Origin of the sequence: Pseudoflavonifractor sp. 524-17 (assembly GCF_009935845.1) — a bacterium.
Classification (GTDB): domain Bacteria; phylum Bacillota; class Clostridia; order Oscillospirales; family Oscillospiraceae; genus Pseudoflavonifractor_A.
On record NZ_QWEK01000033.1, the window covers coordinates 16,519 to 30,648 of the forward strand.

The following is a 14,130-nucleotide window of genomic DNA, read 5'->3' on the forward strand; positions in this document are numbered from 1 at the left end:
TCCCTGTGAAAAAAGTTGCCGTTATCATGGGCTCAGACAGCGATTGGCCGGTGGTCAAGGCCGCCTGTACCCAGCTGGCCGAGTTCGGCATCCCCTACGAGGCCCATATCCTCAGCGCCCACCGCACCCCCGCCGCCGCCGCGCAGTTCGCCCGCAGCGCCCGGGAGAAGGGCTTCGGCGTGCTCATCTGCGCTGCCGGCATGGCGGCCCATCTGGCGGGGGCCTTTGCCGGCAACTCCACCCTGCCGGTGATCGGCATCCCCATGAAGGGGGGCGCCATGGACGGGCTGGACGCCCTGCTGGCCACCGTCCAGATGCCCAGCGGCATCCCCGTGGCCACGGTGGCCATTAACGGCGCCAAAAATGCCGCCGTGCTGGCCGCTCAGATTCTGGCGGTCTCCGACGAAGCCCTGGCCGCCAAATTGGACGAGGCCCGGGTCAAAATGGCGCGGCAAATTGCGGAAAAAGAGGCCAAGCTCCAGGCGGAGCTGTAACATCTGACAAGTCTGTATTCACTGCAAAGGAGAGAGTTTGATATGGAAAAGCGCGAACAGCTGTACGAGGGCAAGGCCAAGAAGGTCTACGCCACTGACGACCCCAATCTGGTCATCGTCTCCTATAAGGACGACGCCACCGCCTTCAACGGCCTGAAAAAGGGCACCATCACCGGCAAGGGGGCCATCAACAACAAGATGACCAACCACCTGATGCGCAAGCTGGCCCAGTCCGGCGTGCCCACCCACTTTGTGGAGCAGCTCAGCGACCGGGACACGGTGGTGAAGAAGGTGTCCATCGTCCCCCTGGAGGTCATCGTCCGTAATATCTCCGCCGGCTCCTTCGCCAAGCACTACGGCGTGGAGGAGGGCATCGTCTTTGACGCCCCCACCATTGAGTTCTCCTATAAAAACGACGACCTGGGCGACCCTCTGCTCAACGAGTACCACGCCCTGGCTCTGAAGCTGGCCACCCGGGAGGAGATCGACCTCATCAAAAAGTACGCCTTTGCCGTCAACGACTTCCTCAAGTCCTTCATGAAGGGCATCGGCATCGACTTGGTGGACTTCAAGCTGGAGTTCGGCAAGACCAGCGACGGCGCCATTGTCCTGGCGGACGAGATCAGCCCAGACACCTGCCGCCTGTGGGACGAGAAGACCCATGAAAAGCTGGACAAGGACCGCTTCCGCCGGGATTTGGGCGGCGCGGAGGAGGCCTATGAGGAGGTCATGCGCCGCCTCATGGGCGACTAAATCGCTGTACTGACGGTATCTTAGAGGCTGTACCGATAGCCGCGGCACAAAACTCTGCGGCCAAAACGATGTGTCTTGGCGATTGGTACCGTTTCTTACTCTGGCGGGCCGGCTGCATTTTGCCGGTCCGTCCCCATACTTTCACGGGAGGAACGAATATTGGGCGGTTTTTTTGGCGCGGTCTCCAGGCGGGACTGTGTGCTGGATCTCTTTTTCGGCGTGGACTACCACTCCCACCTGGGCACCCGCCGGGGCGGCATGATTGTGTTCGACCAGGACAGGGGATTTCAGCGTCAGATTCACAACATTGAAAATACCCCGTTCCGCACCAAGTTTGAAAAGGACTTGGGCAATTTCTCCGGCCGCAGCGGCATCGGCTGCATCAGCGACACCGACCCCCAGCCCCTGCTGGTGCGCTCCCACCTGGGGCTGTTCGCCATCACTACCGTGGGCATCATCAACAACGCCCAGGAGCTGGTGGAGCAGTACTTCGACAACGGCACCGGCACCCAGTTCATGGCTATGAGCTCCGGCAAGGTCAACTCCACCGAGCTCACTGCCGCCCTCATCAACCAGAAGGACAACTTTGTGGACGGCATCCGCCACGCCCAGGAGGTCATTGACGGCTCCGCCACCATCCTCCTGCTCACCTCCGGCGGGGAGATCATCGCCGCCCGGGACAAGCTGGGCCGCCTGCCGGTGCTGGTGGGCCGGGATGAGGAGGGCTGCTGCGTCTCCTTTGAGTCCTTCGCCTACCACAAGCTGGGCTACGGCGACTACTACGAGCTGGGCCCCCGGGAGATCGTCAGGGTCACCCCCGACGGGCTGGAGTCCCTCTCTCCCCCCGGCGCCGAGATGAAGATCTGCGCCTTTCTGTGGAGCTACTACGGCTACCCCAACTCCAATTACGAGGGGGTCAACGTGGAGGTCATGCGCTACCGCAACGGCGAGATCATGGCCCAGGCCGACCGGGAGCGGGGGAGCGCTCAGGACGTGGACTTTGTGGCCGGGGTACCGGACTCCGGCCTGCCCCACGCCATCGGGTACTCCAACGCCAGCGGCAAGCCCTTCGCCCGGCCCTTTGTCAAGTACACCCCCACCTGGCCCCGCTCCTTCATGCCGGACAACCAGAAGGTGCGCAGCCAGGTGGCCAAGATGAAGCAGATCCCCGTGCCGGAGCTCATTGAGGACAAAAAGCTCCTGCTGGTGGACGACTCCATTGTCCGGGGCACCCAGATGCGGGAGACGGTGGACTTTCTCTACGAGTCCGGCGCCAAGGAGGTCCACATCCGCTCCGCCTGCCCCCCTATTATGTACGGCTGCAAGTTTCTGAACTTCTCCTCCAGCAAGTCTGAGATGGAACTCATCACCCGCCGCACCGTCCAGGAGCTGGAGGGGGACGAGGGGCAAAAGCATCTGGACGAGTACGCCGACGCCCGCACCCGGCGGGGCGGATGTATGCTGGATGCCATCTGCAAAAAGCTCCGCTTTACCTCCCTGGGCTTCCAGTCCCTGGACGGCCTGCTGGACGCCATCGGCATTGACAAGGATAAAATCTGTACCTACTGCTGGACGGGAAAAGAGTAATATTCTGGAGGTTTATGATGAACAACTCCCATTCCGAATCTTACGCCGCCGCCGGCGTGGATGTCACCGCCGGCTATGAGGCGGTCAAGCGCATCAAGCCCATGGTGGAGTCCACCTATATCCCCGGAGTGATGGGCACGCTGGGTGGCTTCGGCGGCATGTTCGCCCCCGATTTTACCGGGATGAAGAAGCCGGTGCTGGTCTCCGGCACCGACGGCGTGGGCACCAAGCTCAAGCTGGCCTTCCTCATGGACAAGCACGACACGGTGGGCATTGACTGCGTGGCCATGTGCGTCAACGACATCATCTGCGGCGGCGCCGCCCCCCTGTTCTTCCTGGACTACATCGCCTGCGGCAAGAACGACCCAAACCGCATCGCTGCCATTGTCTCCGGCATCACCGAGGGCTGCCGTCAGGCGGGCTGCGCCCTGGTGGGGGGGGAGACCGCGGAAATGCCTGGCTTCTACCCCCCGGAGGAGTACGATCTGGCCGGCTTCTCCGTGGGGCTGGCGGACGAGGAGAAGATCATCGACGGCAAAGACCTCCGGGCGGGGGACGCACTCATCGGCCTGGCCTCCTCCGGCGTCCACTCCAACGGCTTTTCTCTGGTACGCAAGGTCTTTGACGTGAACGCCAAGAACCTCAGCGTGTACCACGACGAGCTGGGCCGCACCCTGGGAGAGGCCCTGCTGGAGCCCACCCGCATCTATGTCCAGGCGGTCAAGGCCCTCCTGCTCAACGGCGTAAAGCTCTGCGCGGTAAGCCATATCACCGGCGGCGGCTTCTATGAGAATGTGCCCCGGATGATGACCAACGGCCTCACCGCCGCCATCCAGACCGCCTCCTTCCCCCACCTCCCTATTTTTGACCTAATCCAGCGCACGGGGAATATCCCCACCCGGGATATGTACAATACCTTTAATATGGGCATCGGCATGATTTTGGCCATCCCCGGCAATCAGACCGGCCTGGCCCTGGACGTGCTCACTGCCGTGGGCGAACAGGCCTACCAGATCGGCGAGGTAATCCCCGGCGGCGGCGGCGTAGTCCTGGATCTGTAACCCATGGAGCGCGCCATGACAAAAAAGATTGCGGTTCTCGTGTCCGGCGGCGGCACCAACCTCCAGGCCCTCATCGACGCCCAGGATCGGGGGGAGCTGGGGGGCGGCGTCCTCACCGCCGTCGTGTCCTCCGCCCCCGGCGTTTTCGCGCTGGAGCGGGCTCAAAAGGCGGGCATCCCCACCTATGTCATCTCCCGAAAGGACTTCCCTGACAGCGCCGCCATGACCCGGGCCATCACCGCCCAGCTCCAGGCGCTGGAGATCGATCTGGTGGTGCTGGCCGGATTCCTTCACATCCTCACTTCAGAGATTGTCCGCGCCTTCCCTAACGCCATTCTCAACGTCCACCCTGCCCTGATCCCCTCTTTCTGCGGCAAAGGGGCCTATGGCCTCCATGTCCATGAGCAGGCCCTGGCCTACGGCGTAACAGTCACCGGCGCCACCGTCCACCTGGTCAACGAGCAGGCCGACGGCGGACCCATCGTCCTGCAAAAGGCGGTGGACATCCTGCCAGACGACACACCCGAGACCTTACAGCGCCGGGTCATGGAGCAGGCCGAGTGGATACTGCTCCCCCGGGCGGTGTCTCTTTTCTGCCAGGATCAGCTGGCCGTGGAGGGCCGCGCGGTGCGAATTTTAGGAGACGCTATGCTATGATTGGGGAGTGGGAGCGCTGCCGGATCTGGCTGAGCCGCTTTTTAGAAGAATACTGACCGGATGGAACGGAAAGGAAGATCGTTTTGAACACACTGGATCTCTTCCAGCTTTTGGAGCAAAACCCCTACCCTGGCCGGGGCATTGTCCTGGGCCGCTCGGCGGACAACAAAAAGGCGGTGATGGCCTACTTCATCATGGGCCGCAGCGAGAACAGCCGCAACCGGGTCTTTGAGGAGACGCAGGACGGTATCCGTACAAAGGCCTTCGACGAGAGCAAAATGACCGACCCCTCCCTGATTATTTACCACCCGGTCCGGCACCTGCCCAACGGCCTCACCGTAGTCACCAACGGGGACCAGACCGACACCATCCGGGACGCTATCGCCCAGGGCCACTGCTACCGCCACGCCCTGAATGCCCGGTCTTTTGAGCCGGACGGCCCTAACTTCACCCCCCGCATCTCCGGCGTAGTCAAGCCCAACGGCGCCTATAACCTGTCCATTCTCAAGAGCTTGGACGGGGATCCCGCCTGCTGCTGCCGGTACTTTTTTGAGTATGACGCCCCTACCGCCGGGACGGGCCACTTCATCCACACCTACCAGGGAGACGGAACTCCCCTGCCCTCCTTTGAGGGGGAGCCCCGCCGGATCTCCCTGGATGCCCCTGACGCCAAAGCTTTGGCCGGCCGGCTGTGGGCCAGTCTGAACGGGGATAACAAGGTTTCTCTCTTCGTGCGCTTCCTCTCCCTGGACAGCGGCGAAGCCGATACGGTCATTCTCAATAAGCACGCCTGACTGCCGCCAATGCGGAACAGGTTTTGACGATTAAGGAGGCGCGTACTATGGACCTGTCAACCCTGGTTGACTTTACCCCTCTGGACACCGGGCTGGGCCAGCCGGTCCGGGAACTGGAGCAGTCCTATCGGGACGCGGCGTCCCGCCCCCGCACCCCCTGCGGCCGGGACGCCTTTCTGGCCCTGCTGGCGGGTGTGCCCGCCCTGCGCAAGACCCCCGGTATTCCCCCGCCGGCCCAGTCCGGCCCCAGTCACTTCAGCGCCCTCCCCCTGTGCGCCACGCCGGAGGACGCGGACCTCTGCCAGGCCCATCTGAAGGAGATCTTCGGCATCACCGGCCGGGAGAGTATGCTGGAGTTTTGTAACCAGCAGCTGCGCTGCCACTCCAACTATCTGGATTTTGAGGGCTTCTGGGAAGGTCGTCCCCCCTTTGACCCCACGCCCCTCATCAAGGACGGCCCCAGCTTCTTCACCATCGCCCGGGACTTTTCCGCCCAGTTTTATCCCATTGCAGGTCATCGGGGCTATCTGGCCTGGGACATCAGCGAGTGTGTGGGCCACCTCCGGGCGGCCTACGCCTGCGGCCTCATCACCCGGGAGGATCTGGACGAGCTGGCAGAGCACTGGATTGTCCAGGCCCAGGCTTTCCACAGCTGGCCGGAGTTCGCCGTCAGTCTGGTATGCGGCGCGCTGTACTGGGATTTCCGGGGCGGCGCCAAGCTCCCCGCCCTGGAAAAGAGCTTGGACCTGTGGCTGCGTCTGGTCCGAATGCTTTTGGACGACGGCGCCGCCTGGGGCGGCGGCTTCTGGTATACTCCGCCCCGGAAAAAGGAGTATCTCCTCTGGCCGCCGGAGTTCCGGCTCTATTTGCCGGACTGGGGGGAACCCAACGGCTGCCTCGCCACCGACCACATCACGGTGCTGGGCAAAAAGGTGGGCTGGTGCTACCGGGAGGAGCCAGACGGCCAGTTCCCTGACAGCGGCTGGCGCTTTTTCTCCGGGGAGGAGAGCGACAGCTATATCAGCGACTTGGCCCACACGGACGTCTATGACCTGAACACCATCTGCAACTACGACCCGGATGTGATTCCTCTTCTTCGCGCCCCTTATGGCACCGCCTACGTCCGCGGCGCAGACGGGAAGTTTCGCGCCGAGCCCTATCACCCGCCCAAGGACTGAAAGGAGCGCAGAACATGACAGAACTGGAGCTGAAATACGGCTGCAATCCCAACCAGAAGCCGGCCCGCATTTTTATGGAGGAGGGCGAGCTGCCCCTCACCGTGCTCAACGGCAGGCCGGGCTACATCAACTTTATGGACGCCCTCAACTCCTGGCAGCTGGTGAGAGCCTTGAAACAGGCGGTGGGCCTGCCTGCCGCGGCCTCTTTCAAGCATGTCTCTCCCGCCGGGGCCGCTCTGGGCCTCCCCCTCACCGATGTGGAGCGGCAGATTTACTTCCCCCCCGAAGGAGAGCTCTCCCCCATCGCCTGCGCCTATGTTCGGGCCAGAGGCGCGGATCGGCTGTGCTCTTTCGGCGACTGGGCCGCCCTCAGCGACGTGTGCGACGCCAGCGCCGCCCGCTGCCTGGCCGCTGAGGTATCCGACGGCGTCATCGCCCCAGGCTACACGCAGGAGGCTCTGGACATTTTGAAGGCCAAGCGCAAGGGCGGATACAACATCATTCAGATTGACCCCAGCTACACCCCCGCCCCGGTGGAACGGCGGAACATCTTCGGCATCACCTTTGAGCAGGGATACAACAGCCTGGACATCAACGAAGCCCTGCTGGACAACATCGTGACTCAGAACAAGGAGCTGCCCCAGCAGGCAAAGAATGACATGCTTCTCGCCCTCATCACCCTGAAATATACCCAGTCCAACTCTGTCTGTTATGTCAAGGACGGCCAGGCCATCGGCGTGGGGGCCGGGCAGCAAAGCCGCATTCACTGCACCCGTCTGGCGGGAAACAAGGCGGATATCTGGTGGCTGCGCCAGCACCCCAAGGTTCTGGAGCTGCCCTTTGTCCCCGGCATCCGCCGGCCTGATCGAGACAACGCTATCGACCTGTATATTTCCGACGACGCCCCCGCGCTCCTCCAAGACGGCGCCTGGGAGGGGATCTTCACCCAATGCCCGCAGCTGCTCACCCAGCTGGAAAAGCAGACCTGGATTGCCCGCCACCTGGACGGCGTCACTCTGGGCTCCGACGCTTTCTTCCCCTTTGGCGACAATATAGAGCGGGCCCATCAGTCGGGCGTGAAGTACATCGTCCAGCCCGGCGGATCCATCCGGGACGACCAGGTTATCTCCACGTGCGACAAGTATCAGATGGTCATGGCCTTCACCGGGGTCCGTCTGTTCCACCACTGATCGGATGGAGGGACGCACCGCGGAAGGCCTCAGCGCCACCCAGTTGAAGTACATTGCCGCCCTCTTTATGGTCATCGACCACTGGAACCACATCTTTCTGCCCCTGTCCGGCCTGGCGGCGGCCAGCCCCACCTGGTCCAATCTCTTCTATTATGTCGGGCGGGCAGCCTTCCCCATCTTTGCCTTTTTCGTGGCCGAGGGCTGCCGGAAGACCCGCGATTTCCCCCACTATCTGCTGCGGCTGGGCCTTTTTGCCCTTATCACCCAGCTTCCCTTTCTGGGCCCCTTCCGGGGACAGGGGGGCAGTATTATTCCCACCTTTTTCTTGGCCAGTCTGGCCGTCTATCTGGCCCAGCGGATGGCGTCTTTGGGCCCTGGACGGTGGCTGGCCGTCCTTCCCTGCGCGTGGCTGGCCCACTGGATGCAAAGCGACTACAGCTGGATGGGTGTGCTTACCGTAGCCGCCGTCTATCTGGCGGGAGAAACGCACCGGAACCAGCTGCTTATGCTGGGTCTGTGTACCTCCTTCCTCTACCTGGTTCAGCTTCCGGCCCAGGCGCTGGTTACCTACTGGCTCCCAGCGGGAGAGGCTCTTCTCCCTGCCCTGGCCCAGGCGCTGCCCTCCTTCCTCCGGACCTGGCTCCCCTACTATCTCCTCAGCGCCGCCGGCGCACTGGCCGCCCTTCCCCTGCTGGCCTGGTACAGCGGAGCCCGGGGCAATGGAAGCAAGTGGTTCTTTTACTGGTTTTACCCCGCCCATATGGTCGTTATCTGGGGGCTCCACTTCCTTTTCTCCACATACCTGACATAAACCCTATCTTCTCCCCAGGAGGTTGAACACGATGAATGTATTAGTCGTAGGCGGCGGCGGACGGGAACACGCCATTGTGTGGGCTCTGTCCAAAAGCCCCCTGGTCAAGCAGCTCTACTGTGCCCCCGGCAACGCCGGCATCGCCGGGCTGGCCCAGTGTGTCTCCATTAAGGCCACCGACGTGGACGCCATGGTAAACTGGGCCAAGTCCAACGCCATGGACTTCGTAGTGGTCGCCCCTGACGACCCCCTGGCCCTTGGCATGGTGGACGCCCTGGAGGCCGCTGGCATCCCCGCCTTCGGCCCCAAGGCGAACGCCGCCGTCATTGAGGCCAGCAAATCTTTCTCCAAGGATTTGATGGAGAAATACCACATCCCCACCGCCCGCTATCAGGCCTTTACCAGCCTGGACGCCGCCCTAGCCTATATCGAGGCCCAGGGCGCCCCCATTGTGGTCAAGGCAGACGGATTGGCCCTGGGCAAAGGGGTCATTGTGGCCCAAACCGTGGAGGAGGCCAAGCAGGCCGCCCGCTCCATGCTCTCTGGCCAGGCCTTTGGCGCCGCCGGAACAAAGGTGGTCATTGAGGAGTATATGACTGGCCCCGAGGTGACGGTACTGGCCTTCTGTGACGGAAAGACCTTGGCGCCCATGCCCTCTTCTCAGGACCACAAGCGGGCCTATGACGGCAACCAGGGCCCCAATACCGGGGGCATGGGGGCCATCTCTCCTGTCCCCTGCTTTACGGAGGAGCTGGCCCGCCAGTGCATGGACACCATCTTCCGCCCCACGGTGGACGCCATGGCCGCGGAGGGACACCCCTTCCACGGCGTGCTCTACTTCGGCCTGATGCTCACCCCTGACGGCCCTAAGGTGGTGGAGTACAACTCCCGATTCGGCGATCCGGAGTGCCAGGCGGTTCTCTCCCTGCTGGACAGCGATTTGATGGAGATTTTCCAGGCCTGTCGGGCGGGCACTCTGGATCAGGTGGACATCCGCTGGAAAGCGGCCTCGGCCTGCTGCCTGGTGCTGGCCTCCGGCGGCTATCCCGGCCCCTATCAGAAGGGCTGCCCCATCACCGGCCTGGAGGATGCCGGCAGAGCCGCGTTAGTCTTCCACGCCGGCACCGCCCTGAGCAGCGACGGCGCCGTTGTCACCAGCGGCGGACGGGTGCTGGGGGTTACCGCCTTGGGGGATACTCTGGACGCCGCCATCGCCGCAGCCTACGCCGGAGCAAAGCACATCCGCTTTGACAACATGCAGATGCGCTCTGACATCGGCCGGGCCTTTTAAACGCTGTACCAATGGCCCAGACGTATTGCTTTGCGGGACAAAATTGCCGACGGCAAAACAATTGCACGAATCCTGGGCGGCAGTTTCTGAATTCCCACAGCTCTATACAGATATAAACCCCCGGCGGGAGCACGGCAGCGTTTACGCGATGCCGTATCCCCGCCGGGGGTCATTTCAGTTTAGCCGGAGGCGGGAGAAGACGAACTGTCCCGACTCTGACAAGTCTTTTTCCGTCCACTGGGCGTCGGGGGCGGTCCCCGGCCTCAGTGCGGCGGAGGTCTCGTTTTTATCGCACAGGGACCAGTTCACCCAGCTGATCCCCCGCTGGTCCAAAAAGTCCAGCCACTCCCTGGAGGCGTCCAGGAACACGCCGCTGCTGCCATCCGCGGCACTGGCGCCCCACTCTGAGATGAAGACCGGCAGTCCCGCAGCCAAAGCCCCGTCAATCCGCTCCCGCAGCCAGGCCCCGTGGGTTCCGGCGTAAAAGTGGCAGGTGTACATTAGATTCTCCCCGGCCACCGGATCCGCCGCCGCTTCGTGGATGTCCTGGCTCCACGTCCCGCTGCCGATGAGAATCACCGATTTCGGTGCATTCTTCCGGATAACCCCTACGATCTCCTCCGCATAGGGCTTGATATCCCGTTCCCATGTTACGCCGCCGTTGGGCTCGTTGCAGATCTCAAAGAGCACCGCCGGCTCTTCCCCATAGCGGGCCGAAACCCGGTCGAAAAATTCCTTTGCCTCCCCCAGATGGCTCATGGGGTTTCCGTCAGACAGAATGTGCCAGTCAATGATGACGTACATATCGTTGGCAATGGCGGCGTCCACCGCCTGAAGGGTCTGGTCCAGCACCTTCTCCCCCTGGCTGAGATAGCCTCCCTCCCCGGTGTACATGGCCACCCGGAAGACATTGGCCCCATAGCCCGCGGTGTTGGCAATGGCCTGCCGGGAGGTAAACTGGGGATACCAGTGGACGCCGTGGCTGCTCATCCCCCGCAGGACCACTGGCTCTCCCTTTTCATTGCACAGGGCGGTCCCCTTTACCTGAAGCCAGCCATTCTCCGACACGCCCCTCTGAATGGGCTCCGCCGGCACTGGGGCGGGCGCGGGGGTTGCCGCCGGCCCCGGATCTGAGGGCAAGCCGGTACGCTTCGCCGCTGCCCGTTGGATGATGGCGCAGGCCTCTGCCCGGGTCAGGCCGTCCCGCCCGTGGAAGCAGCCGGCGCTGTCCCCCATTACTACTCCGGCGGCATAGGCGGCGAACACTCCCTCATAATACCGCCCATCCAGCGCCTGTAAATCTTTGATCTTAGGCGCCTGCTGGCCGTACTCTCCCCGGACCTCCGGCAGCAGGGCTTTCATAAGGATCTTCACCGCCAGCTGGCGGGAGATGGGCTGTTCGTACTTCTCCCCTGTGGGGGGAAGCTCATCCCAGTCGTACCACCCGGCCTCCAGCGCGGCCTGGAGGGGCCCTGCCGCCCAGTGGCCTGTCCCACTCTGCCGGTAGGGCAGCCCCCCGCACCGGACCACAATACTCACAAATTCCGCCGCTGATATCTTCTGCTCCGGCCGGAAGGTCCCATCGGGGTATCCGCTGAGCCACCCCGCATCCGCCATTTCCTCCACCGCCCCGGCATACCAGCTGTCCAGACGGACATCGGAAAATCCCTTCCCTGCCGCATCCACCGGCAACCCCACTGCAATGGCGCATAGTACGCCCAAAACCAGAGAAAAAACACTCCGCCGCATCGCCGCTCCTCCTCCAAACCCTCTCCATTCCCGATTAGTCGGGCAAGGACATCAAATACCTGACCGCTCCAGCGCAGGTTTCGCCGCCATGCCGAAACGGCAGCGCCTTTGCCCTCCATGTCCCCCCGTCCTCCCCGCGAAGCCCAAGCGGGTTCGCGGGGAAAGCGAAGAAATTCCCATCACAGCGCAGTTTTCGCCGTTAGGCGGAAACGGAGCAGTGATGGGAATTTCTGAGCTGGTACGGCTGAAGGGATTCGAACCCCCGACCTACTGGTTCGTAGCCAGTCACTCTATCCAGCTGAGCTACAGCCGCATATACATAACAAGAACAATGTTAAGTATACACCAGCCGGAAAAAGAAGTCAAGAAAAATTTAGGGCAGGCGTTGCTATAAACAGGGGGAAGGATAGATTACAAATAGCTACAAAACAGCCATCCCCATTGTGCAGGCGGCCTTTTTATTGTAGAATGGTGTTAACATAACTAAGGAGGCCCTTTTCATGCACAATAGATGGCTGACCCGCCGCATGGCGGCGGGAATCTGTATCTGCACTGCGCTGACCTTTCCCGCCCAGGCCCTGACCGTACAGCAGGCAGGGATTCTTCTGGAGCGGTATTATATTGACCCGATTCCCCCCGCCGTTCTGGATCAGATCAGCGTGGAGGACATGCTGGAAGCCCTGGGGGACCCCTATACCCAGTACTTTACCGCAGAGGAATACCGGGAATTTCTGGGATCCATGTCGGACTCGGATATCGTGGGCATCGGCGTTATCTCCAATGTGGAGGAGGACGGGCTGCTTTTGACCATGGTGCTGGAGGGCTCTCCGGCCCAGGCGGCGGGGCTTCAGCCGGGGGATCTGCTGGTGGCGGTAGACGGCGTGTCCCTGGCGGAGGGCCGCGGGGCCCAGGGCTCGGAGCGGCTCAAGGGAGAGGCAGGCACCCAGGTGCGCATTACTTACCGGCGGGCGGGAACGGAGTACACCGTGACCATCACCCGGGCGGCGGTGACGGTGCCGGCTACCCTGTGCCAGATGCTCCCAGGCGGGGTGGGATACCTGGACTGCGACACCTTCGGCCCGGAGACGGCGGGGCATTTCCAGAACAGCATTACCAAGGGGAGCGAGGTAAGACACTGGGTGGTGGATCTGCGCAATAACGGCGGCGGAGAGACCAAAGCGGCAGTGTCCGCCATCGGAGCCTTTACCGGTATATCCGTTGTGGGCAGCCTGCGGGGGCGCAGCGGCTGGCCGGACCCCTTTGTGCATCGGGAAGAGGCGCTGACCAGTGCGCCGCTGATTGTGCTGACCAATGGATATACCGCCAGTTCCTCTGAAATTATGGCCGCCAGCGTCCGGGATATGGACCGTGGCCTGGTGGTAGGGGGACGGACCTACGGCAAGGGAGTTGCCCAGGCGCTGCTGGACGGCAGCAGTTATCCGGAGTACTTCGACCAGGGGGAGGGGATGAAGATCACAACCGCCCGGTACTATTCCCCGGACCGGACCACCACGGATGTGGTAGGAGTGATCCCCCATCTGCTGGTGCCCTCCGGACAGGCGAAGCAGGCGGCCCTGCTGCTGTCCGGGGACCAGCCAGTGGGAGCGTGTACAGGCTATCTCCGGCTGAGGCTGGCGGACCAGTACTGGTACCTTAATCTCAATCAGGCTGTCCAGGAGGACAGCCGGGGGGCGCTGGAGGCCATTCTCTCCGCCATCCCCGACCAGGCCGGACTGTGGCTGGGGGAGGGACAGAGCTGGCGGGAGATTACTCCCCAGGCTGCGGCGGAGCAGGCGGGGGTGGCCTATGAGGACCGCTCCTTTACGGACACGGCAGACAGTCCCTACTGCGGCGAGATCGACCTGCTGGCCACCTATTATCTGCTCTCCGGCACGGGAGCGCGCGAGTTCCTCCCCCGGGAGGAGCTGACCAGGGCGCAGCTGTGCTCCATGCTGGCCCAGGCTATGAACTGTATGGTGCCCAGCGGAGAGAGCGCCTTTTCCGATGTGCCCATGGACGCGTGGTACGGCCCGGCGGTGAACGCTTTGGCCCAAATGGGCCTGGTGTCCGGCGTGGGGAACGGCCTCTTCCGGCCCGATGATTTGGTGACCCACGAGCAGTATTTTGCCATCATGGGCAGCGCCGCCCGATTCCTGAACTACAATTTTGACCAGTCCTATGAGGGCGCCACGCTGGCGTCGGAGAGCCTGGCAGGCTACGCCTCCTGGGCCAAAGAGGGGGTATGGCGGCTGTCTGACAGCCAGGGGGAGAACCTCCTGTGGGCGGAGCCGGAGGAAATCGATCCCCAGCAGATCACCACCCGGGAAGAGGCTGCGGCCCTGCTGTGCAATCTCTTTACGTATACAAATTTGATTCCCCGCTGAGTTTGAACAAATGAAAACTTTGCTTTTGATAGACAATTGTGATATAATAGCGAAAAGGCAGCGGTGATATCAAATGTCTGGGCGCTGAGCGATCAGGCCAGACGGCTGAAAACCGGCAGGGCGGAAAGGCTGGGGAGGAAACTGCAAAAGGGAACCGTCAGGTTCCCTTTTGTGCCGGATA

General features: G+C 62.5%; 12 protein-coding genes and 1 tRNA gene. 11 read left to right on the forward strand and 2 right to left on the reverse strand.

What is annotated here, in order from left to right; genetic code table 11:
- Nucleotides 1-5 precede the first annotated feature (5 nt).
- The 10 genes from purE to purD all read left to right on the forward strand — a co-directional run bounded on the left by purE (nt 6) and on the right by purD (nt 9,816).
- The gene (gene purE, locus D1159_RS12450; protein ID WP_347563690.1) at nt 6-494 is read left to right on the forward strand and encodes a 5-(carboxyamino)imidazole ribonucleotide mutase; all 489 of its coding nucleotides are present in this window, start codon (nt 6-8) and stop codon (nt 492-494) included.
- Nucleotides 495-536: 42 nt separating this feature from the next.
- Entirely contained in the window at nt 537-1,247 is a 711-nt protein-coding gene (gene purC / locus D1159_RS12455; RefSeq protein WP_161845988.1) for a phosphoribosylaminoimidazolesuccinocarboxamide synthase, read from the forward strand.
- Between the two features lie 159 nt (nt 1,248-1,406).
- Nucleotides 1,407-2,834 (forward strand): phosphoribosyltransferase family protein, encoded by a 1,428-nt coding sequence (locus D1159_RS12460; RefSeq protein ID WP_161845989.1) that lies wholly within the window; start codon nt 1,407-1,409, stop codon nt 2,832-2,834.
- A gap of 17 nt (nt 2,835-2,851) precedes the next feature.
- Nucleotides 2,852-3,895 carry a phosphoribosylformylglycinamidine cyclo-ligase gene (gene purM, locus D1159_RS12465; RefSeq protein WP_161845990.1) on the forward strand — a complete coding sequence of 348 codons (1,044 nt, stop codon included), beginning with the start codon at nt 2,852-2,854 and terminating at the stop codon, nt 3,893-3,895.
- Between the two features lie 15 nt (nt 3,896-3,910).
- Nucleotides 3,911-4,552 (forward strand): phosphoribosylglycinamide formyltransferase, encoded by a 642-nt coding sequence (purN, locus tag D1159_RS12470; protein WP_161845991.1) that lies wholly within the window; start codon nt 3,911-3,913, stop codon nt 4,550-4,552.
- Nucleotides 4,553-4,635: 83 nt separating this feature from the next.
- Nucleotides 4,636-5,346, forward strand: a complete 711-nt coding sequence (locus D1159_RS12475) for an IMP cyclohydrolase (RefSeq protein ID WP_161845992.1) — start codon at nt 4,636-4,638, stop codon at nt 5,344-5,346.
- A 47-nt stretch (nt 5,347-5,393) separates the two neighbouring features.
- Entirely contained in the window at nt 5,394-6,524 is a 1,131-nt protein-coding gene (locus D1159_RS12480) for a DUF2185 domain-containing protein (RefSeq protein WP_161845993.1), read from the forward strand.
- A gap of 14 nt (nt 6,525-6,538) precedes the next feature.
- Nucleotides 6,539-7,714 (forward strand): phosphoribosylaminoimidazolecarboxamide formyltransferase, encoded by a 1,176-nt coding sequence (locus D1159_RS12485; protein WP_161845994.1) that lies wholly within the window; start codon nt 6,539-6,541, stop codon nt 7,712-7,714.
- 4 nt (nt 7,715-7,718) lie between these two features.
- A complete protein-coding gene (locus tag D1159_RS12490; protein WP_161845995.1) occupies nt 7,719-8,525 on the forward strand; it encodes a TraX family protein in 807 nt (268 codons plus the stop codon).
- A 31-nt stretch (nt 8,526-8,556) separates the two neighbouring features.
- Nucleotides 8,557-9,816, forward strand: a complete 1,260-nt coding sequence (gene purD / locus D1159_RS12495) for a phosphoribosylamine--glycine ligase (RefSeq protein WP_161845996.1) — start codon at nt 8,557-8,559, stop codon at nt 9,814-9,816.
- 174 nt (nt 9,817-9,990) lie between these two features.
- Here the strand turns inward: purD and D1159_RS12500 are convergent, their stop codons facing one another.
- On the reverse strand, nt 9,991-11,565 hold the full coding sequence (locus D1159_RS12500; protein WP_161845997.1) for a cellulase family glycosylhydrolase: 1,575 nt from the start codon (nt 11,563-11,565) through the stop codon (nt 9,991-9,993).
- A gap of 236 nt (nt 11,566-11,801) precedes the next feature.
- Nucleotides 11,802-11,878, reverse strand: a tRNA-Arg gene (locus D1159_RS12505).
- Between the two features lie 187 nt (nt 11,879-12,065).
- Here D1159_RS12505 and D1159_RS12510 point away from each other — a divergent pair.
- Nucleotides 12,066-13,949, forward strand: coding sequence for a S41 family peptidase (locus tag D1159_RS12510; RefSeq protein WP_161845998.1), 1,884 nt, complete (start codon nt 12,066-12,068; stop codon nt 13,947-13,949).
- Nucleotides 13,950-14,130: the final 181 nt, after the last annotated feature.